A 19,066-nucleotide genomic window follows, 5' to 3' on the forward strand; every position below is an offset into this window, starting at 1 on the left:
CCGCTATCTAGCGGCCCAAACTTGAAAATCAATTGCCAGAAATTCGATTGAAAGCATGTGCAGGCAGGTTAGGGCGGCGTCCATGACGCTTCCCCGCATCCTCGTCCTCGCCACAGGTGGCACCATCGCAGGCCAGGCAGGCGACGCCATGCGCGCCGATTATCGCCCGGGCCAGATCGGGATCGAGGACTATCTGAAACAGGCCAGCGGCCTGGGTGTCGCGGCCGATTTCACCGGGCGGCAGATCGCCAATATCGGATCGGAAGACATCGACGCATCGATCTGGTCGCGCCTCCATGCGGAGATCGATCTGGCGATGCGCGACGACGGCGTCGACGGGATCATCGTAACTCACGGGACCGATACGGCAGAGGAAACCGCCTTCCTGCTCGACCTGACACTGCCCAGCACCAAGCCGGTCGTGCTGGTCGGCGCGATGCGGCCCGCCGATGCGGTTGGATATGACGGGATGCGCAATTTCGCCAATGCGGTGCGGGTTGCGGGCGATCCGGATGCGGCCGGGCGCGGCGTGCTGGTGGTGATGGGCGACCGGGTCCACTCCGCGCGCGACGTGCGCAAGGCGCAGACCCGCGCGACCGAGGCGTTTCGCGGCTTCCCGCGCGAATCGGTCGCGATCGTTACGCCTTCGCGGCTCGACTGGTTCGGGGCGCCGTGGCGAGTGGGGGATAGCGCCTCGCTGCGCTTCCTGTCGCTGCCCGACGTGCCGATCCTGGCGGTCTATGCGGGGATGACCGCAACCGCCGCCGCGCGCCAGCTGTCGGACGATCCGCCGGGAATCGTCGTGTCCGGGCTGGGCGAGGGTAACATGCCCGATCCCGTGCGGCAGATTCTGGTGGAGCATTCCCGGCGCGGATGCCTGGTCGTGCGCGCGAGCCGGACCGACGAAGGGCTGGTCGATCGCGAGCCGCAGGACGATGCCAACGGCTTCGTCGCCTCGCGCGCGCTCGCCCCGCCCAAGGCGCGGCTGCTGACCGCGCTGCTGATCGCCAACGGGATTACCAACCGACAGGAAGCGCAACGGCACTTCGACGGGCGCTAGGCTCAGTTCCCTCCCTTGGGGGAGGGGATTGGGGGTGGGGGACTGCACCATCGGCGTGGCACACCCCCACCCAGCAGTTGCGGATTACCCGTGCGGGGTAACGAGATACTTCTCGCCGGTGCGCATCTGGCGGTATTGCAGCACGGCGTCCTTCTCCAGCATGCCTTCAAGCGTCACTTCCTTCGTGTACTCGCTCTTGAAGGTGGTGGTCAGGTTGTCGAGCACGCGCTTGCGCATGCGGGCGACGGTTTCCTTGCCTGCGCCCTGCATGAATGGGAACAGCAGCCAGCCCGACAGCGTCCAGCCGAAGCCGTAGGACGGGGTCAGCACGGTCGGGCTGAGGTCGAGCCGGCCGTAGATGTACATCTTCTTCTGCTGGTTCGACCCGTAGCGGCTGTATTCGGTCATCTTGCCGACTGCGACCTGCTCCATCGCCTTGAAGGCATTGTCGACCGCCTTGCCCCCGCCGATCGGATCGAAGCCGATGAAGGCGTCGGTCTCGTCGATCGCATTGCGCAGCTGTTTCATGAAATCGTCGTCGGACGAATTGACGATATGCTTGGCACCCAGGCCCTTCAGCACATCGACCTGTTCCTGCCGGCGCACGATGTTCACCAGCTCCATTTCGTCTTCCTGGCAGATGCGCACGAGCATCTGGCCCAGGTTGGACGCGGCGGCGGTGTGCACGATCGCCTTGAAGCCTTCCATCTTGGCGGTCTCGACGAAGCCGAGCGCGGTCATCGGGTTGACGAAGGCGGAGGCGCCATCCTTCGACGAAATGTCGCCCAGCGGCAGGCACATATTGGCATCGGCGATGGCGTATTCGGCGTAGGCGGTACCGGGCACGCAGGAAACGCGCTTGCCCATCAGGGCCTTTGCCGCATCGGAGTCGCCGGTTGCGATCACTTCGCCCGCGCCTTCATTGCCGACCGGCATGCGCTGGCCGTGGCGGCCCTTGGAGCCCGAGTTGAACGGTTCGGGCATCTTGGCGACGATCTTGCCCTCGGAATAATCCGCATTCTCGAGGTCTGCCTGGCCAACCAGCAGGGCAAGATCGCTCGGGTTGATGGGCGCGGCTTCCATTTTCACCAGCACCTGATTGCCCTTGGGCTCGGGGAATTCGCTGGTCGCGACTTCGACGGTCAGCGTGCCGTCGCTTTCCAGCGTGGTGAAGATCTGTTTGCCGGTGGTGGTCATGGGATCGCTCTCCTTGTGCGTGTTCTTCGCCGCCGACCTAGCACTGAAGTTGCAGTGTGCAACCTAATCGCTGTGTTCGTCGGCAGCACGTTCGTCTGGATAGACGGCTTCGACGAAATAGAGCCCGTGCGATGGCGCGTTGAGGCCCAGTTCCTGCCGGTCCTTCGCTTCCAGAACCTGCGCGATGCGGCCTTCGTTCCAGCGCCCCATGCCGACCAGCGCGAGGCAGCCGACCATCGAGCGGACCTGATGATGGAGGAAGCTGCGCGCGGCGACGTGGACGCGGATCTCGTCGCCCGCACGTTCCACATCCAGCCGGTCGAGCGTCTTGACCGGGCTCGCCGCCTGGCAATGGACCGAGCGGAAGGTGGTGAAGTCGTGATGACCGACAAGGCTCTGCGCCGCGCGGTGCATCGCCTCCGCGTCGCACTCGGGCGAGACCAGCCACGCGCGGTTCTTCTCCAGCGTCAGCGGGGCGCGGCGGTTGATGATGCGATAGAGGTAGCGGCGACCGATGCAGCTGAAGCGTGCGTGCCAGTCTTCCGGCACCGCCTCGCAATGCGTCACGGCAATCGGGGCAGGGCGCAGATGCGCGTTGATCGCCTCGCCCATGCGGAACGGCGTCAGCTTGCTCTCGACATCGAAGTGGCTGCGCATGGCGATGGCGTGGACGCCGGTATCGGTGCGCCCTGCGCTGTGCAGAGTGACCTGCTGCCCGGTGACCGCCTGCGCGGCCTCCTCCACCGCCTGCTGCACGCTGGGCCCGTCCTTCTGGCGCTGGAGGCCGAAGAAGGGCGTGCCGTCGAATTCGAGAGTCAGGGCATAGCGGGTCGGGGCCATGGCGCCCCTGCTAGGGACAGATCGCCGCGAGGCAACCCGTCACATAACCTGAAGACCCTCGGGCAGCGGTTCACGCACGCATTTCGCGCCTTCCCGAAAGGCGACCGCGCGCTCCGCCTCGCCGGCCTTCGTGGTGTAGGCGGCAATGTCGAGCGTGCCCAGATCGACGTCATAGCGTGACCGCGTGCCGTTCGCGCTGGTCCAGTCCATCCGGATAACGCCGTTCTCGATTTTGAGCGCGCAATTATCCTGCCCCGCCTGGCAAAGATCGAAGGCCTGGTTGTTGAAATCGGAATAGCGCTTCGGCTGGCCGTCGATCAGGATGAAGCGCTCTGTCACGGTCAAGCCGGTCTTGCCGTCGAAATCGGGCATGGCGCAGGTGATCAGCCCGTCGGAAAGATCGGCAGGGGCTGCTGAGGAGACGCTTGGCAAGCTGTCGCCGGCCGCCTCGCCGGGCTCTGCCGCGCCGCACGCCGCCAGCGCCGTGCCCGCTGCGATCATCCCCGCACCGATCGTGATTGCCAGCGACCGTCTCATATCCGTCTCCCCAGTGAATGGTGGGGCGACGTTTCCCGATCGCGGGGCGAAGTCAATCGCGCGCCAAGGGCCTAACGTGCATTGTCATGAACCCAGCTTCGCGCCTTTGCCGATCGCGCGCCCGCGCTGGAAATCCGCCGTATCCATCGCCGGCTTGCCCGCCCGCTGGACGCGGGTGAGCCGCAATGCGCCACTGCCGCAAGCCACGGTCAGCGCGTCGTCCAGCACGGTGCCCGGCGCGCCCGAACCCTCCGCGATCTCTGCCGCGAGAGTCTTCACGCGTTCCATCCCCTCGGCGCCTTCATATTCGAAGAACGCCCCCGGCCATGGGGCGAAGGCGCGCACCTGCCGCTCGACCTGAACCGCGTCCTGCGTCCAGTCGAGCCGCGCCTCGGCCTTGTCGATCTTGGGCGCGTGAGTGGCCTCGGCGTCGTCCTGCATGACTGGGATATGCTTGGATAGTTCGCGCAGGGTCCCGATCATCAGCTGCGCGCCCTTCTCGGCCAGTTCGTCGGTCAGGTCGCCTGCGGTCTTGCGGTCGATCGGGGTGCGGATGGTCGCCAGCATCGGCCCGGTGTCGAGCCCGGCCTCCATCTGCATGATCGTGACCCCGGTGCCGGTGTCGCCCGCCAGAATCGCGCGCTGGATCGGTGCGGCACCGCGCCAGCGGGGAAGGATGCTGGCGTGGACATTGAGGCAGCCGTGCGTCGGCGCATCGAGCACCGCCTGCGGCAGGATCAGGCCATAGGCCGCGACCACTCCGACATCGGCATCCAGCGCGGCGAAGGCGTCCTTCTCCTCCTGCGATTTGAGCGAGGCAGGATGGCGCACCTCGATCCCGAGGCGCTCGGCCGCCTGATGCACGGGCGTCGGCTGGAGCTTCTTGCCGCGTCCCGCCTTGCGCGGTGGCTGGGTGTAGACGCACACCACCTCGTGCGCGGCGTGCACCAGCGCTTCCAGCGTCGGCACCGCGAAATCGGGCGTTCCCATGAAGACGATGCGCATAAGCTGTGCGGCGACCTTTGCTGTGGAGGGATGCTCGCCCTATCTGTCACCCCATGGCATCGCAAGAGATCGAGACACTGGCATCCGCGCTCGCCCGGCTCCCCGGGCTGGGCCCGCGCTCGGCGCGGCGTGCGGTGCTACATCTGGTCAAGAAGCGCGAAACCGCGCTGCCCGCGCTGCTCGATGCGCTGCTCAGCGTTCAGGACACGCTGGAGGAATGTCGCATCTGCGGCAATGTCGACACACAAGACCCCTGCGGCATCTGCTCCGATCCGCGGCGCGATGCGAAGTCGATCTGCGTGGTCGAGGATGTGGCCGACCTGTGGGCGCTCGACCGGGCCAAGCTGTTCTCGGGCACCTTCCACGTGCTCGGCGGGCGGCTCTCCGCGCTCGACGGCGTGCGGCCCGAAGATCTCGCGATCCCCGGCCTGCTCGCGCGGGTCGAAGCGGGGGTGGACGAGGTCGTGCTGGCGATGAACGCTACGCTCGAAGGGCAGACCACCGCCCATTACCTCGCCGAGCGGCTGGAGGATTTTCCCGTGCGCATCACGCAACTCGCGCACGGCCTGCCGGTGGGCGGAGAGCTGGACTATCTGGACGAGGGAACGTTGGCGCAGGCGCTCAGAGCGCGCAGGCCGCTCGGCTAACCGCTTGATAGCGGGGCGAAGCGCGCTTATCTGGCCCTCATGGCTATCCGCGAAATCCTTGAAGTGCCGGACCCCCGGCTGAAAACCGTCTCCCAGCCCGTTGAAGCGGGCGAGTTCGACGACGATCTGCGCACCCTCGTCGACGACATGTTCGAGACGATGTACGCCGCCAACGGCATCGGCCTTGCTGCGATCCAAGTCGGCGTGCCCAAGCGCATCCTCGTGATCGACCTGCAGCCCGAAGACCCGGACGCAGAGCCGATCGAGTGCGACCATGACGGGCACAAGCACACGCATCCGGCGACCAAGAAAGAGCCGCGGGTGTTCATCAACCCGGAAATCCTCGACCCGAACGAGGAACTGGCCACCTATCAGGAAGGCTGCCTCTCGGTCCCCGACATCTACGCCGACGTCGATCGCCCCGCGACCTGCACGGTCCGGTGGAAGGATCTCGACGGCAAGGAACATACCGAGGCGATGGAGGGGCTGCTCGCCACCTGCATCCAGCACGAGATGGACCACCTCGAAGGCATCCTGTTCATCGACCACCTCAGCCGCCTCAAGCGCCAGATGGCGCTCAAGAAGCTGAAAAAGCTGCGGGTCGCGGCTTAACCAGCGAGATATTCGTCATTGCGAGCCGCCGAAGGCGGCGCGGCAATCCATGGTGCCGGTCCATGGATTGCTTCGCTACGCTCGCAATGACGAGTCTTTGGTTTCGAATTACGCCGCTTCGACCATACCCTGCAGCGCCTTGACGCAGTCTTCCATGCACTCGCGGCACATCTTCTCGCACCGCTTGCAGTGCGGATTGTCGTGCTTCGCGCATTCCTCGGCGCAGACCTTGCAGGCGAGGATGCATGCTTCGAGCAGCGACTTGATCACCGCCGTGTTGCCGTGCGTGCGCCGCGCCGCGACCGTGCTGACCGCCTGACAGATATCCGAACAGTCCGAGCATTTGCGGATGCATTCGGACATGTCGCCTTCTTCCGCGTTGCACGCATCGACGCACGAGTTGCAGATCGCCGCGCAATACATCGCGTGCTTCACGGCCTCGGCCAGCTGTTCGTTGTAATCGGCCCCGACGGACGGGTGCTCGCTGATCATTTCCTTGATCGACATCGGTTTTTCTCCTTCTCATGAGAGGTAGCGGAACGGGCGGGGGATAGTTCCCGCGGCGGCTTGGCGCGCGGCGTCGTTCCAGCTATGTTCCGGCCATGGAATATGCGATTCTGGGTGTCGTGGCGCTGCTCATCGGGCTAGGCGTCGGGTGGTATCTCGGTGGCCGGCCGGCAGCCGAGCTGAAGACGCGGCTGGCCGAGAGCGAGCGGGAGGCGAAGGAGACCGACGCCAAATACCTGCGCGCCTATGCCGAGCTTGAGGCGGCGCGCGAAAAGGGCGCGCGCGTCGATGCGCTGGAGGCCGAGCTGAAGGAAACCCGCGCGCGGCACGAAACCGTGCTGGAAGAGGCGCGGCGCGCCAATGGGGCGCTGTCCTCCGAACTGGCGACCCTGAAAGAGAAGACTGCCAATTTCGACGAGCAGAAACGCCTGCTGGTGGAAGCACGCGAGGAACTGCTCAAGGAATTCCAGAACACCGGTTCGGCTGTGCTGAGCAAGGCGCAGGAAGCCTTTCTTGAGCGTGCGAGCGAGCGGTTCGGCCACTCCGAGAAATCCTCCGAGGAAAAGATCCGCGCGCTGCTCGCGCCCGTGGGCGACCGCCTCAAGAAGTACGAGGATCAGGTCGCCGCGCTGGAGGAAAAGCGCACCAACGCCTTCTCCTCGCTCGCCGCGCAGATCGAGCAGATGCGGCTGGGCCAGGAAGAGGTGCGGCGCGAGGCGCAGCGGTTGGGCAATTCGCTCACCAACGCGCCCAAGGCACGCGGTCGTTGGGGTGAGCGGGCGTTGCAGAACGTGCTCGAGCAGTGCGGGCTGTCCGAACATACCGACTTCAATCTCGAACAGTCGCTGGAGACGGCCGAGGGCCGGTTGCGGCCCGATGCCATCGTCAACGTGCCCGGCTCGAAGAAGCTGGTGATCGACGCCAAGGTCTCGCTCAACGCCTACCAGGCCGCGTTCGAGGCGGAGGACGAGGGGGAGCGCAAGCGGCATCTCGACCTGCACGCCAAGTCAATGCGCGGCCATGTCCAGACGCTCGGATCGAAAAGCTACCAGAGCCAGTTCGACGACGCGCCCGACTATGTCGTGATGTTCGTGCCGGGCGAGCATTTCGTCGCCGCTGCGCTCGATGCCGATCCCGAATTGTGGGATTTTGCCTTCCGAAACAAGGTCTTGCTGGCCACTCCTACCAATCTGGTGGCGATTGCGCGGACCGTGGCGCAGGTCTGGCGGCAGGACACCATAGCCAAGGAAGCGATGGAGATCGGCAAGGCGGGCGGCGAACTCTACGACCGTCTCGCCATCGCGGCCGAGCATATGAAGCGCGTCGGCGGCGGGCTCGAAAGCGCGGTCAAGAACTACAACAAGTTCGTCGGTTCGTTCGAACGCAACGTGCTCTCCGCAGGTCGCCGCCTGTCCGAAAAGGGCATCGAGATCGGCAAGCGCGAGATCGAGGAAATCCCGCAGATCGCTGAAACACCGACCTATACGTCGGAAGATGTCGCCGCGCTGGAGGATGAAGGCGAGGGCAAGCAACTGGAAGATGCGCGCGACGCGGCGGAATAGGCTCGGCATGCCACCCCGTCACCCCGGACTTGATCCGGGGGGTATAGTGATAGCTCCAGATTGGCCAACATTTGACCACACTTTGCTTCGTCCGTCGGTAGAGTTAGCATCCCGGCGCGACACGCCACTCTGTAGATGGATAGATCAGATGAGTTTCGATTATCATCGCGCGATGACCGATGCTGTAGTTGAAGCGCCGAAAGTGCCTCATGAACATCTCGTTTGGATCATGACCCCTGACCATCGCGCCAGATATCGACAGTTTCTCGAATTTGAGATGGGTGTCGAGCCTGACGATGGTGAGTCATTCGGTATTCCGATTATGGATGGCGAACCTAGGGACGGTCAGCCATTCGAACTGGTCATCAGATCGCCGGATTAATCGAACGTCGGCGTCCCTACCTATCCTCAAAATTGCTGTTGAGGGAAACCCGAAAACTTATGACGCTCACATTGACCAAACGCCTGCGGTTCTTTGCCGTAGCCTCGTCGAACGATCCAGAACTGTGAGGTATATCGATCAATCGATATCGACCAGCGATCTGAGTCATCCCTTGTGCGAAGCGAAAGCTTGATCTCTGCGTCAGTCTGCTCGTCGATTGTCCACGCAGCGGCGCAGTCTTCAAGGCACCACTTCGATTGGCTGAGATCAAATCGGAAGCGGATCGTCTCTTCCGCTTGAGAGGTACAGACCAGATCAAACGCTGTTTGAGGCTGAAGGGAAATATCGTCGGCACCGCACCCCATCAATAATCCAGCCAAAAGTAGCACTCTGCATCCCTTGAGAGGTGATTGTTCTGGAAGCTGGTCGGGCTCGTGATTGGCAGACATGATATCTCGGCTCTCGCAATTTACCTGAGGAAGCCATGCTCTCATGCAAGCGTTAATATGATGGATATATCCAGTGGTTTTAATGCAGGGATTTCCCGCTTTAAGCCGCTATGCGAGGCCGCGAACTTGTGGGGAAAAACATCAAACGTCTTCGGGTGGCGCAAGGCATTTCGCAGGAGCAACTGGCGTTCGATGCATCGATAGATCGGTCTTTCCTCGGCGGCATCGAGCGCTGCGACGAGAACCCGAGTGTGGATACGCTAGACAAGATCGCATCCGTCCTATCGGTCAATATCGCTGAGCTTTTTGTACCGACCGCTGTGCACGAGAATATCTCGGGCTTGCGTCCCGGCAGGAAAAAGCAGTCCTAAGAGCCTGACTCAGAAGTTTATGCGATCTGGCAGTGGCTTGCGATGAGGCGGGTGAGGCGGCGGATGTGGGCGATGGTAGTCCATGCGGTGGAACTTTCGATAGTTCTTTCCCAGTCCTTTGCGAGCCGTCGACATCTGCCGAGCCAGGCGAAGGTGCGCTCGACCACCCAGCGGCGCGGGAGCAGAACAAAGCCCCTGGCGGTGTCGCAGCGGCGCACGATCTCGAGCGTCCATTGCCCATGCCCTTGAAGCGCGCCGATGAGCTTGTCGCCTGCGTAGCCCCCATCGGCGAAGAGGTGGCGCAGCCACGGGAAGCGGTAGCGGATTGCCTTGATGAGATCGACCGCCCCGTCGCGATCCTGAATGCTGGCAGCGTGGATGGTGACGAACAACATCAGTCCGAGCGTATCGGTGATGATGTGACGCTTGCGTCCCATGATCTTCTTGCCCGCATCGTAGCCCCGTGGGCCGCCACTCTCGGTGGTCTTGACGCTCTGGCTATCGATCACCCCGGCGCTGGGGCTGGCCTCGCGCCCTTCGATCTGGCGCGCAGCCATCACCAGCAGGTGATTGATCGTCTGCCATAGGCCGCTGTCGCGCCAGGCATAGAAATAGCGTTGAACCGTCGAGAGCGGAGGGAAATCCTTGGGCAGCATCCGCCATTGGCAACCGCTTGTTGCCAGATAGAGGATCGCGTTCATCACCTCGCGCAGGTCGGCGCAGCGCGGCCTGCCGCCAGGTTTCGCGGGCGGCAACAGAGGCTCGATCAAGGCCCACTCGGCATCGCGCAAATCGCTTGGATAACGTAGACCCGGGCGGCTATGCTGCTGCCGGGAGGTATCGGTCCACATCGCTTATTCCTCGGTCGTTTCTGGCGAAACCCCGGAATCAGCGATGCACCAGCGCGTCAAGCGCAACCAGCTGATATCTCCCAACTACTTTTGAAGACAGGCTCTTAAAGAGTGCTACATCTCTTGAAGATCTTAAGGATGGCAGCTATGAAAATACATGCTATAGGGCGTCAGATTTAAAGAGAGGTGATCTTGTAGAATTTAAGGTGCAGTTGTCTGCTTCTTGGATATTTCAAATAAGCACCATGGTAGCAGAATTCTCTGAGATGTTCGACCAGAGTCCGACCATGTTTATGGAGTCCGTGAATTTTCTTGACCTTTATCAGGCAAAAAATGCGAACAAGATCATTAGCAAGCTACTCGCAGGCCTTATTCCGGTTGATGGTGTTGTATCAGATTATGTTGTCATAGCTGACGGGGAGCAAAATTTAATTGTCCACCGCAATGCTATATCCGGATTCCCAATAGAATGCAGCGAGCTTCGAATTGTCGGTGTAACCGAGCATCTAGCTTATTGGAAGGATATCCGAAGAGTTCTTTTTGCGGATAACGAGTTTACAATGCTTTGTAGGCTTTCGAAGTCGGGCATTCAAAACGATTGGAATCCTATTAAGGTAGCCGATATATTTCGTGACTTCGCGCCTGATCTTGCGAGACAAATAGAGACATCAAGTAGGGCCGCAATGACGCAATCTGCGTCTAGTAAACGTGCAGACATGGTTGAACCAATAGCTGCCCAGCTCGCCCTTGCGCTCGCACGATATAAGGACCGTCTGCTTTCAGAAATCGCGCATGACGTGTCGGAAGAAGAGCTTGTTGCACTGGATCGGTCGATAGCAGCACTCTTACTCGAAAATACGTCCGCTGAAGGTCAGAGAGCCGCATTCGCAAAGGTGAAAGCCCTGATTGAAGTGTCGACTCGGCAGGAGATTGATCCTTCTGTCGATTTCGATGCGCGGGAAGCTGTCCGGAAGAGTCTCGACTTACCGCTTTTTCCTCGGAGCCAGAACTTTGCCAATGAACCAAAAATTAATGAAAGTTCTGCATTTGATGAAGAGCCTAAGAATCTTCTCGATGTAGAGGTAATTGCAATCTACTGGTAGCAGGGTTATCAGCCTTGGTTATGCAAGAGCGACGCTTCAGAATATTGCGGCGAAGGTTCGACGGATCAACGCATAATTTTCTGGCTGCTTTCCGTAAGCCGGAATCCGCGATAAGCTTTTCGAGCTTTTCGAGCTGTTCACATTCTCGTCGTTCCTTTCGGCGAAAATAGCGCGTTATTTTTTCCAGCTCCGATGCTTCGTGCCTCGCCTGCTGACTGGTGCAATCGGCATTCAGAAAATCTGAGAGTTTCTTAGCTGTGATCCCGGCATAAGTGGAAATTTGGTATGTGCTGAACACTTCGCACAGGCGCTTCAGTTCGCCTTGCAATTCGGCTGTCTGGTCGGGGTGCAACCCATAAAGAGGTTGCGCCGATGGATCGAAGCCAATGCTTGCCTGTCGCTCCAAATCGTTGGCTTCTTTCCCAATATGGACGGCACTGACTGCACAAATGTGCCTTCTTTCAGTCTCGCCACTATCGCGAAAATTCCCGTTCAGAAACTTGTTTTCTGGCTGCAAATGATATTGCGCCATTGCTTGCGCGAAGGTTTTGAGCTTCTCAATAGGGACGAAATCGCCAGTTTCCCGGTCAAAGGCCTGATTAGCTGCTTTGGCGGGATCGGTTTCAAAGGGCGAAATGGGAGCGCAAGAAACCTTTTTCGCTTTCCGCTTTTGGCCCTCGATTCCCGATGTCGCTCCTACTTCAATCGAAGTTGCAAACAGCGCAGTCAGAAATCCAAATGGCTTCACCTGATCGCTGTAGTTTTTATCCTCATTAAAATGGTTGAACCACCGCAGCACGGTAGGAGAGGTCGCCGCGTATCTGCTGATTGCTGGCAATTGCAATGAAGGGTGAAAACCAAAATCGACTAATTCTGGCCGCTCGCTTCTAATCGCCCCGATAATGTTGAACCAAAGATCGTGCTGCCACAGCGAAATGCCCATCTCGGCAAATTTCGCCTTCGGTTTGGGTATCGAACGCGACGGATTTCGCTCGTCATAGGGCGCGCGCAAATGTCCCAAGCCATGCGCGGAGGCTTTGCGAATGATCGGCATTTCATCATCGCCGCGATTGTAGAGAGCATATCGCTTCGCGGAGATCGCTAGGCAGTATAGCTGCTCGTGTCTGCCGCTACTATCCGTAGCAAAATTGACGCCTTCGCTCTTCAGGATCGACCCTTCAAAATCGTACGGATTGAGTGCGCCAAACCAATCGATGATTTCTTGCACCGCGCTTTGAAATCGCTCTTCGCCCATGCGCCTAGGCTTTGCCAAAGCCATGCTGTCGGTATCGCAAAACGCCCATTCCAATCCACGCTCGATTGCTAGCTTCTCTGTGATCGCAAGCATTAGCCGCGCAGCTCCGGTGATGAGTGTCGCTAGGAGCGGGTGGAAGAAGGTGCCAGGTTCCTCGATCTTGGAAGGGAAGCTGGCGAAAGCATGCTCATCCCCGGCAAACACATCGACCCTTTCGTCGGCCTTTGCATTCTCGACATTCATCTCAACGAAAATGCCGTAGCTAGTGGCATTCGCCATGATTTTGAGAGCGTGCTGCCGGATGCCGAGCATCGCTCTTTCATCGGGCTTGGCTTGTTCAAGCTTCGCCTTTGTATCCTGTCTAAGCTCAATCAGGCGTTTGTAGAAATCGTCTCGCTTGGGGTGGATCGAGTAAGCCGCATTGCCACCGACGTCGAAGCCACTGAGCTTTGCTTGCGTGCCGGATTGCCTGAATTCGATTGCCTCAATGACGTTGGGAGGTTTGCCAGAAAGCAAGGTGGAGGCAAGACAGTCGGCAAGCGTGAACCACTGACCGCGCTCATTGGTTAAATAGTTTAGGCCGATGGTGGCCTGCTGCGCATCGGCATACTTCGCTCTGACAGGGAAGATATCGCCTACCGGAATGACCCGGACGAGGATCGTAAGTCCTCTCCAAAACTGCGTGCACCGAAGCTCGCTGAGAATGTCCCCCAACAAGATCGCTTTAGCTTTCTCTGTCGCGTCATGAACTTCGACTCCCTCCGAAGTTACGAACGACCAAAGACCCATGAGGGTGCAAACAGTCGGATACATCGATAGGAAATCGCAGAGCATCACTTGGCGCTCTTCGCGTCTAATGTGCACTTCCGAGCGTCCGCCATAATAGGCTGACATGACTTTGCCGATGATCGCCGGATCAAAATCAGGCTGGCATTCGCGCCAAGGTTTCACGCCCATCGCTTTCAAGCAAGCCTTTCCCAGACTCGCTTCGCTGTAGATTTTCTCTGGCGATGTGCCCGCTAATGCAAGCTGATCGAAACGCTCAATCAGCTCGCAATAGCACTCCCAAGTCGCTTGAACGTCGCGCAAAGCGTAGCCGATAAAATCATCCGATATCGGCGCTTCGAAATCGGAATATTCGATTTTGCTGTTCTCGACGCCCAACGCCTCACAAAGCGAGGCGAGCGAAAATGATCTAGCGAGCAAGGCATTCGCCAGTGTTTTGCAATCGATGAAATGACCTCGCTGGATTGGCTCCCTCTTACCAAGCTTGACCCTGCTCCGATTGGTTCGGCTCTTCATTGGGGCCGCAAACTGGATGAAGGCAGCCTTGGCGGAAATGTGTTTGACCTGAAGATTGGGGCGGCGCTTATCCTCGCTTAGCGTGAAAGAGAATCCGCCCTTCATCTTGCCGCGAGCTGAGCTGGATTTGATCGCTATTCGCGAGATATCGAAAGGCAAATTGAAGCCGACAATCGTACCGCGATAATCGTATCCAATCGTAAAAAGGATGGCTTCGACAAATTCGGTCTGCGTTAGGCATTCGAGATGATTCTCGTCGGCGTAACTTCTGATTTGCGCAAGCTCGGCTCGTGTCACATTCTCCGGCGCATAAAACAGCCCTTGTTCCATCAGCGCACCCGATTGTCTGATCTGGTATGCGCCAAAGCGAAGAGATTGCGCCGGATCGACCCGCGTTTCGCAATCGAAGATCAGATGCCATTCCGAGGCCTCGATTTCTGATCTCTTGTGGCTTCGCGATGGCCCGCTCCGATTGTCGGCTCGCACGGCATAAGCGCGGAGAGAGATAGGCAGCTCATCGGTGACTGGGATCGTCATTTCCCGCGCCTCCGACCGGCATCCTGTTCGGCGAGGCCGATAAGGACGTGCGCAAACTCCTTGAGTTTCTCGACAATGATTTCGAGCAAGTCAGCAAGACCGAGGAGGAAGTGCCCGATACGGTCTAGATCGGGATCGGAACTCGCATCGTAACTGGGATGGTCCTTTTGCGCATCGCTCAGCTTCCTGTGGCAATTGGCGCAAACGATAACCGTGGCTTCATCGCGCCCAAAATCCGCGACGTGATGGGCCTCCAAACATTGCCAAGCGTTTTCGCCGCAAGCGCCGCAAATCGGGTTATTGCTTCCAAGCTTTTTCAGCCGCTGTTGCTTGCGCCGCTCTCGATCATGTCGCGTCATATTCGGACCTCGCTTCAATCGGTGACAAGACGATAGATGTCTTCGAAGATCTCGCTGCCCGAAGCAGCAAGGTGATAAAGGGTGTTTGGGTCGGTCTCTAAGGGGTGCTCATGGCCCGCCGTGTCGCGCACTGATTTGCCGACGAATCCGGATAAAAGATCGGCATCATTGGAATTGATGAAGGCTTTGACGGCAGCGAGATACCTGCCGTTGAGAGAGGCTTGCTCCAATCCCGCAAGCTTTCTGGTTCGTGCCTCGCCGCTCGATATCACAAGCATCTGGCGTGTGGCTGGGTCAGAGATGATCCAAGTCTTACCCTTTCGGGTCGCGAGCTTATTTTCTCGAAGGAAGCGCCTGAAGCGCTCGACCGAAACCCCAGCCTCTTTTGCGGCGGCAACCTGTGTCCCGGTTCGTCTCAGAGCTTTGAGCGCGGCTTCGAGGGAGGCTTCACCTCGCTCTAACTTCGATCCTCGGATCGGGCGCTCGCCAGCACGGGCATGACCTCGCGCCTGAGCGCGGCTCAGGCCTCGCTTCTTCGCGTTCGCTATGCGTCGTGCGTATTCCGCCTTGTAATCGCGTTTGCGTACCAATTGAGTGTTCCCGGATTAGTGCCGGGAACTCTATTGGAATCAGTTTCCGAGTCCGTTCTCGCAAAAAGAGACGCATCTGTGCGAGAGGAGCAGGTGATGCAGATCACGAACACAGAGCTGGCCGACCTACTCAACAGTGAATTCGGGTTCGTTGGTCGAAATGCCATTACTGCGAATGTGGTGCGGCAGTGGGTAGATTGGGACGTTCTACCGCGTGCTCAGGCCCAAGGACAGAGAGTTGGTAACGCACCGAGTTGGGCACGATCAGACTCTGACGTGCGGAAGGCGAGGCGTTTGGCAGAGCTGAGGCGAATGGGCCTCAAGCGAGAAAATGCATTGGTAGTTCAGACCTATATCGAATGGGGTCATCAAGACTTTGATCGAGTGCGCGTCGCTTTTGCGGCAGAGTGGAGAAAAGCTAGTTCTCAACTGGCCCGCCGTCAGTCCACGTTCCTGAATGACAGGACATTCACGGAAGTGAGTGCAGCAAGCAAGAAGGCAATCGCAAATCAGCTTGGCCCGCTAGATCATCGCCTACAGGGAACGCGGTTCGAGCAGTCTCAAGAATTCTATGCGGTTATGGCAGAGATTGGGCGAAGCGGCGCTAACTCAAAGCTACCCTCGGATGAGCTGATCGCCAAAGCGCTCGATCATATGGCCCCAAGGGTGTCGCCATTATTGAACCCACTTTGGATCGAGGCGATTGGCAAGGTGCTGAGTGGTATAGCTGGATTGCCCGATGAGATCGAAAATTCGGGCATTGAGGCAATCCAAAATGCGAATAAGCGAGATTTCAGAGTTGCCCGATATCATGTGAGGCTATTTCGAAAAGCGGTCAAAGGGCAACTGCCAAATCGAGATATTCAAAGCGCGCTTGAAAGCGAGCCTACGTTTCAAAAGCTCCGTGAGCTTGGCCCTCAGATATTGAACGTTCCGTGGGTCATTTTGCCATTCATTCAGGCATTAAAATACGAAATCCCAAACTAGGTCAGTAGGCTGAAAAATAGCGCATAATTCGGGAATTTTGCTATATCGAATTTATCGATTTAGAGCCTGAAATTTATCTCGATGCGAACACCGAAAATTGGGCAAATCGCTCGGAATTCTGGTTTTCCGAGGCGGCCAAATCCGCGCCAAACCGAAAATTACGAGAGCGAAATCCCGCACCGCTAGTTTTAAATGGACATGGCGTCTCATTGCGAATTGCGCATGGGGCACTGGTCATCCGCGATGGCTTTACCCATTATCCGCAAAAGCGAGCCGAGTATCGCTTTTTCCCTCGCGACCTCGATTTGCCATCACGCATCTTATTGCTTGATGGCAGCGGAACTCTCTCGTTCCAGGTTCTGACTTGGCTAGCGGAGCAAAGCGTTGCGCTTGCTCGCGTCAATGCGAGTGGAGAGATTGCGACGTTGCTAGCGGAAGAGGATATGCCGCTGATCGGGAAAAGGTCGATTGGCAATTGGCCATGCGCGCTGACTTATCGAAGCGATCGGCATTCGCGGCTGATCTCATTCGCCGGAAAATCATTTCGAGCATCCCTACGCTTGAGGTTCACATCCCGCCTTCAAAATCGCGCGATATGGCGTTGGCAAAAGCAAATGCTGCTATTGATCGGTTGGAAAGCGAGAGCTTCGAAGATTTGAACGCCATATTCGCTATCGAGGGCGAATGCGCGTCAGCCTATTTTCGGGCTTGGCAGGGTTTGCCTGTGAATTGGAGAGGGATCGTGCGTCGTCCTGTTCCCCAAGAATGGCACGCTTACAATTGGCGAAGTTCTCGTGCCACTGGCAAGAAGGCCGAAAACCGAAACGCCTCACATCCTGTCAATGCCATGTTGAATTATGCCTATGCGGTGAAGCTAGCAAAGCTACAGCTTGAAGCCATCGCAGATGGGTATGATCCGACCATTGGCATTATGCACAATAGTAAGCGCGGAAGCCCTGCTTGGGCGCTCGATATGATTGAGCTTGAACGCGCCTCTGTCGATGCACGGATTTTGGAGTTTGTGGCGGATCAGAGGTTCGCGGCGGCAGACTTCATTCTGAAGAAGAATGGCGGTTGCAGGCTATCGCCTCAACTTGCGCGGATGGTTGCCTCGCTTGCTTAGAGCCTGTCTTCAAAAGTAGTTGGGAGATATCAGCTGGTTGCGCTTGACGCGCTGGTGCATCGCTGATTCCGGGGTTTCGCCAGAAACGACCGAGGAATAAGCGATGTGGACCGATACCTCCCGGCAGCAGCATAGCCGCCCGGGTCTACGTTATCCAAGCGATTTGCGCGATGCCGAGTGGGCCTTGATCGAGCCTCTGTTGCCGCCCGCGAAACCTGGCGGCAGGCCGCGCTGCGCCGACCTGCGCGAGGTGATGAACGCGATCCTCTATCTGGCAACAAGCGGTTGCCAATGGCGGATGCTGCCCAAGGATTTCCCTCCGCTCTCGACGGTTCAACGCTATTTCTATGCCTGGCGCGACAGCGGCCTATGGCAGACGATCAATCACCTGCTGGTGATGGCTGCGCGCCAGATCGAAGGGCGCGAGGCCAGCCCCAGCGCCGGGGTGATCGATAGCCAGAGCGTCAAGACCACCGAGAGTGGCGGCCCACGGGGCTACGATGCGGGCAAGAAGATCATGGGACGCAAGCGTCACATCATCACCGATACGCTCGGACTGATGTTGTTCGTCACCATCCACGCTGCCAGCATTCAGGATCGCGACGGGGCGGTCGATCTCATCAAGGCAATCCGCTACCGCTTCCCGTGGCTGCGCCACCTCTTCGCCGATGGGGGCTACGCAGGCGACAAGCTCATCGGCGCGCTTCAAGGGCATGGGCAATGGACGCTCGAGATCGTGCGCCGCTGCGACACCGCCAGGGGCTTTGTTCTGCTCCCGCGCCGCTGGGTGGTCGAGCGCACCTTCGCCTGGCTCGGCAGATGTCGACGGCTCGCAAAGGACTGGGAAAGAACTATCGAAAGTTCCACCGCATGGACTACCATCGCCCACATCCGCCGCCTCACCCGCCTCATCGCAAGCCACTGCCAGATCGCATAAACTTCTGAGTCAGGCTCTAAGAGTGGCAGTCCATCGGAACACCGTATCGTTCGAGTTCCAATTTTTAAGATTTCATACCGATCCATGAGGTCCGGCAATCCGAATTCAATTTCCCAATCGAAGCGTCCGGGACGGGTCAAAGCCGGGTCCAGCGCGTCCGCTCGGTTTGTCGCGGCGATTACCACCGTTGCATTCTTACTCGTATCGAAGCCATCCATAAGCGTCAGGAATTGGGCTACCAGACGACGAGAAGATTCCTGCGAATCTCCGCTTCGATTTTCTGCGATGCTATCAATCTCATCGAAGAAGATTATGGCTTTCCCACTATCGGCGCTCTTGGCATGCTCAAAGATTTTGCGGAGTAATTCCTCGGTATCACCGAGCCATTTGCTCACGATGGCGGGGCCACTAATGTCGTAGAAGCTTGCGCCAGCTTGATTGGCGATAATGCGAGCGAGGTGTGTCTTACCTGTGCCGGGCGGACCGGTGAATAGGATTCCCTTCACTGGTCGCGCGCCGATTTTTTCGAGTTCATCACGCCGTTCGAGCTGTGTTTCAATTAGTTCCTTTGCCCGCGCGACTACGCCTTTGTAACCTCCGAAATCGTCAAACGTTAGGCCGCCCTCTCTTGGCTCTACCATGAACGAGGAAGGCGAAAGAACGTCGTCCGCGGGGTGCAGACGAGCCCTTATCGGCTCTTTCGCGATCACCCGGACAATCGCTGAAGTTGTGTTGTCTACCTCGACGGTGAAATCGGCTTCCAAATCCAGTTCGCCCGGATTACGCAAGACGACCAGTGCGCCACCAGACTCACCAAGAATTGTGCCATCATCGAGAATCGATCTTATGATGC

Annotated in this window: 20 protein-coding genes and 1 pseudogene; 10 read left to right on the top strand and 11 right to left on the bottom strand. The window is 58.7% G+C overall.

Annotation, left to right across the window (positions count from 1 at the left end; genetic code table 11):
• The first annotated feature begins 82 nt into the window (after positions 1 to 82).
• Entirely contained in the window at positions 83 to 1,060 is a 978-nt protein-coding gene (locus tag VO57_007965; GenBank protein XBL71257.1) for an asparaginase, read from the top strand.
• An 84-nt stretch (positions 1,061 to 1,144) separates the two neighbouring features.
• On the opposite strand, the gene VO57_007970 is transcribed toward VO57_007965, so the two are convergent.
• The 4 genes from VO57_007970 to fmt all read right to left on the bottom strand — a co-directional run bounded on the left by VO57_007970 (position 1,145) and on the right by fmt (position 4,639).
• Complete coding sequence (locus VO57_007970) at positions 1,145 to 2,257, bottom strand: zinc-binding dehydrogenase (GenBank protein XBL71258.1); 1,113 nt, start codon at positions 2,255 to 2,257, stop codon at positions 1,145 to 1,147.
• Between the two features lie 63 nt (positions 2,258 to 2,320).
• Positions 2,321 to 3,097 carry a tRNA pseudouridine(38-40) synthase TruA gene (gene truA / locus VO57_007975; GenBank protein XBL71259.1) on the bottom strand — a complete coding sequence of 259 codons (777 nt, stop codon included), beginning with the start codon at positions 3,095 to 3,097 and terminating at the stop codon, positions 2,321 to 2,323.
• Positions 3,098 to 3,136: 39 nt separating this feature from the next.
• Positions 3,137 to 3,634: a hypothetical protein gene (locus tag VO57_007980; GenBank protein XBL71260.1), complete on the bottom strand. Its 498-nt coding sequence runs from the start codon at positions 3,632 to 3,634 to the stop codon at positions 3,137 to 3,139.
• 84 nt (positions 3,635 to 3,718) lie between these two features.
• Positions 3,719 to 4,639: a methionyl-tRNA formyltransferase gene (gene fmt / locus VO57_007985; protein XBL71261.1), complete on the bottom strand. Its 921-nt coding sequence runs from the start codon at positions 4,637 to 4,639 to the stop codon at positions 3,719 to 3,721.
• Between the two features lie 53 nt (positions 4,640 to 4,692).
• Between fmt and recR the strand changes: the two genes are divergently transcribed.
• Entirely contained in the window at positions 4,693 to 5,286 is a 594-nt protein-coding gene (gene recR, locus VO57_007990) for a recombination mediator RecR (GenBank protein XBL71262.1), read from the top strand.
• Between the two features lie 39 nt (positions 5,287 to 5,325).
• Positions 5,326 to 5,898, top strand: a complete 573-nt coding sequence (gene def / locus VO57_007995; GenBank protein XBL71263.1) for a peptide deformylase — start codon at positions 5,326 to 5,328, stop codon at positions 5,896 to 5,898.
• A 108-nt stretch (positions 5,899 to 6,006) separates the two neighbouring features.
• Here the strand turns inward: def and VO57_008000 are convergent, their stop codons facing one another.
• Entirely contained in the window at positions 6,007 to 6,405 is a 399-nt protein-coding gene (locus VO57_008000; protein ID XBL71264.1) for a four-helix bundle copper-binding protein, read from the bottom strand.
• 95 nt (positions 6,406 to 6,500) lie between these two features.
• On the opposite strand from VO57_008000, the gene rmuC reads away from it, so the two are divergent.
• Positions 6,501 to 7,967: a DNA recombination protein RmuC gene (gene rmuC, locus VO57_008005; GenBank protein XBL71265.1), complete on the top strand. Its 1,467-nt coding sequence runs from the start codon at positions 6,501 to 6,503 to the stop codon at positions 7,965 to 7,967.
• A 148-nt stretch (positions 7,968 to 8,115) separates the two neighbouring features.
• The gene (locus tag VO57_008010; GenBank protein ID XBL71266.1) at positions 8,116 to 8,349 is read left to right on the top strand and encodes a hypothetical protein; all 234 of its coding nucleotides are present in this window, start codon (positions 8,116 to 8,118) and stop codon (positions 8,347 to 8,349) included.
• Between the two features lie 26 nt (positions 8,350 to 8,375).
• On the opposite strand, the gene VO57_008015 is transcribed toward VO57_008010, so the two are convergent.
• Positions 8,376 to 8,798: a hypothetical protein gene (locus VO57_008015; protein XBL71267.1), complete on the bottom strand. Its 423-nt coding sequence runs from the start codon at positions 8,796 to 8,798 to the stop codon at positions 8,376 to 8,378.
• Between the two features lie 110 nt (positions 8,799 to 8,908).
• Here VO57_008015 and VO57_008020 point away from each other — a divergent pair, with 110 nt between their 5' ends.
• On the top strand, positions 8,909 to 9,169 hold the full coding sequence (locus tag VO57_008020) for a helix-turn-helix transcriptional regulator (GenBank protein ID XBL71268.1): 261 nt from the start codon (positions 8,909 to 8,911) through the stop codon (positions 9,167 to 9,169).
• Between the two features lie 17 nt (positions 9,170 to 9,186).
• On the opposite strand, the gene VO57_008025 is transcribed toward VO57_008020, so the two are convergent.
• Entirely contained in the window at positions 9,187 to 10,020 is an 834-nt protein-coding gene (locus VO57_008025; GenBank protein XBL71269.1) for an IS5 family transposase, read from the bottom strand.
• 266 nt (positions 10,021 to 10,286) lie between these two features.
• Between VO57_008025 and VO57_008030 the strand changes: the two genes are divergently transcribed.
• Positions 10,287 to 11,123, top strand: coding sequence for a hypothetical protein (locus VO57_008030; GenBank protein ID XBL71270.1), 837 nt, complete (start codon positions 10,287 to 10,289; stop codon positions 11,121 to 11,123).
• Here VO57_008030 and VO57_008035 read toward each other — a convergent pair.
• The 3 genes from VO57_008035 to VO57_008045 are packed head-to-tail and all read right to left on the bottom strand — an operon-like array spanning position 11,080 to position 15,166.
• A complete protein-coding gene (locus VO57_008035) occupies positions 11,080 to 14,217 on the bottom strand; it encodes a DNA polymerase domain-containing protein (GenBank protein ID XBL71271.1) in 3,138 nt (1,045 codons plus the stop codon). The genes VO57_008030 and VO57_008035 overlap by 44 nt on opposite strands.
• On the bottom strand, positions 14,214 to 14,576 hold the full coding sequence (locus VO57_008040; protein ID XBL71272.1) for a hypothetical protein: 363 nt from the start codon (positions 14,574 to 14,576) through the stop codon (positions 14,214 to 14,216). The genes VO57_008035 and VO57_008040 overlap by 4 nt, the downstream gene beginning before the upstream one ends.
• 14 nt (positions 14,577 to 14,590) lie before the next feature.
• Positions 14,591 to 15,166 (bottom strand): hypothetical protein, encoded by a 576-nt coding sequence (locus VO57_008045; GenBank protein XBL71273.1) that lies wholly within the window; start codon positions 15,164 to 15,166, stop codon positions 14,591 to 14,593.
• 96 nt (positions 15,167 to 15,262) lie between these two features.
• Here VO57_008045 and VO57_008050 point away from each other — a divergent pair, with 96 nt between their 5' ends.
• The 3 genes from VO57_008050 to VO57_008060 all read left to right on the top strand — a co-directional run bounded on the left by VO57_008050 (position 15,263) and on the right by VO57_008060 (position 18,213).
• Entirely contained in the window at positions 15,263 to 16,153 is an 891-nt protein-coding gene (locus VO57_008050; GenBank protein XBL71274.1) for a hypothetical protein, read from the top strand.
• Between the two features lie 481 nt (positions 16,154 to 16,634).
• On the top strand, positions 16,635 to 17,276 hold the full coding sequence (cas1, locus tag VO57_008055) for a CRISPR-associated endonuclease Cas1 (protein XBL71311.1): 642 nt from the start codon (positions 16,635 to 16,637) through the stop codon (positions 17,274 to 17,276).
• A 103-nt stretch (positions 17,277 to 17,379) separates the two neighbouring features.
• Complete coding sequence (locus tag VO57_008060) at positions 17,380 to 18,213, top strand: IS5 family transposase (protein XBL71275.1); 834 nt, start codon at positions 17,380 to 17,382, stop codon at positions 18,211 to 18,213.
• 155 nt (positions 18,214 to 18,368) lie between these two features.
• On the opposite strand, the pseudogene VO57_008065 reads toward VO57_008060, so the two are convergent.
• Positions 18,369 to 18,854 (bottom strand): annotated as a pseudogene (locus VO57_008065) (AAA family ATPase).
• Positions 18,855 to 19,066: the final 212 nt, after the last annotated feature.

The organism is Citromicrobium bathyomarinum, from assembly GCA_001306305.2.
Lineage (GTDB): Bacteria > Pseudomonadota > Alphaproteobacteria > Sphingomonadales > Sphingomonadaceae > Alteriqipengyuania > Alteriqipengyuania bathyomarina.

Coding starts and splice junctions, on each gene's coding strand:
- VO57_007965 (XBL71257.1), top strand. CDS start 83: ATGACGCTTCCCCGCATCCTCGTCCTCGCCACAGGTGGCACCATCGCA.
- VO57_007970 (XBL71258.1), bottom strand. CDS start 2,257: ATGACCACCACCGGCAAACAGATCTTCACCACGCTGGAAAGCGACGGC.
- truA (XBL71259.1), bottom strand. CDS start 3,097: ATGGCCCCGACCCGCTATGCCCTGACTCTCGAATTCGACGGCACGCCC.
- VO57_007980 (XBL71260.1), bottom strand. CDS start 3,634: ATGAGACGGTCGCTGGCAATCACGATCGGTGCGGGGATGATCGCAGCG.
- fmt (XBL71261.1), bottom strand. CDS start 4,639: ATGCGCATCGTCTTCATGGGAACGCCCGATTTCGCGGTGCCGACGCTG.
- recR (XBL71262.1), top strand. CDS start 4,693: ATGGCATCGCAAGAGATCGAGACACTGGCATCCGCGCTCGCCCGGCTC.
- def (XBL71263.1), top strand. CDS start 5,326: ATGGCTATCCGCGAAATCCTTGAAGTGCCGGACCCCCGGCTGAAAACC.
- VO57_008000 (XBL71264.1), bottom strand. CDS start 6,405: ATGTCGATCAAGGAAATGATCAGCGAGCACCCGTCCGTCGGGGCCGAT.
- rmuC (XBL71265.1), top strand. CDS start 6,501: ATGGAATATGCGATTCTGGGTGTCGTGGCGCTGCTCATCGGGCTAGGC.
- VO57_008010 (XBL71266.1), top strand. CDS start 8,116: ATGAGTTTCGATTATCATCGCGCGATGACCGATGCTGTAGTTGAAGCG.
- VO57_008015 (XBL71267.1), bottom strand. CDS start 8,798: ATGTCTGCCAATCACGAGCCCGACCAGCTTCCAGAACAATCACCTCTC.
- VO57_008020 (XBL71268.1), top strand. CDS start 8,909: ATGCGAGGCCGCGAACTTGTGGGGAAAAACATCAAACGTCTTCGGGTG.
- VO57_008025 (XBL71269.1), bottom strand. CDS start 10,020: ATGTGGACCGATACCTCCCGGCAGCAGCATAGCCGCCCGGGTCTACGT.
- VO57_008030 (XBL71270.1), top strand. CDS start 10,287: ATGTTCGACCAGAGTCCGACCATGTTTATGGAGTCCGTGAATTTTCTT.
- VO57_008035 (XBL71271.1), bottom strand. CDS start 14,217: ATGACGATCCCAGTCACCGATGAGCTGCCTATCTCTCTCCGCGCTTAT.
- VO57_008040 (XBL71272.1), bottom strand. CDS start 14,576: ATGACGCGACATGATCGAGAGCGGCGCAAGCAACAGCGGCTGAAAAAG.
- VO57_008050 (XBL71274.1), top strand. CDS start 15,263: ATGCAGATCACGAACACAGAGCTGGCCGACCTACTCAACAGTGAATTC.
- cas1 (XBL71311.1), top strand. CDS start 16,635: ATGCGCGCTGACTTATCGAAGCGATCGGCATTCGCGGCTGATCTCATT.
- VO57_008060 (XBL71275.1), top strand. CDS start 17,380: ATGTGGACCGATACCTCCCGGCAGCAGCATAGCCGCCCGGGTCTACGT.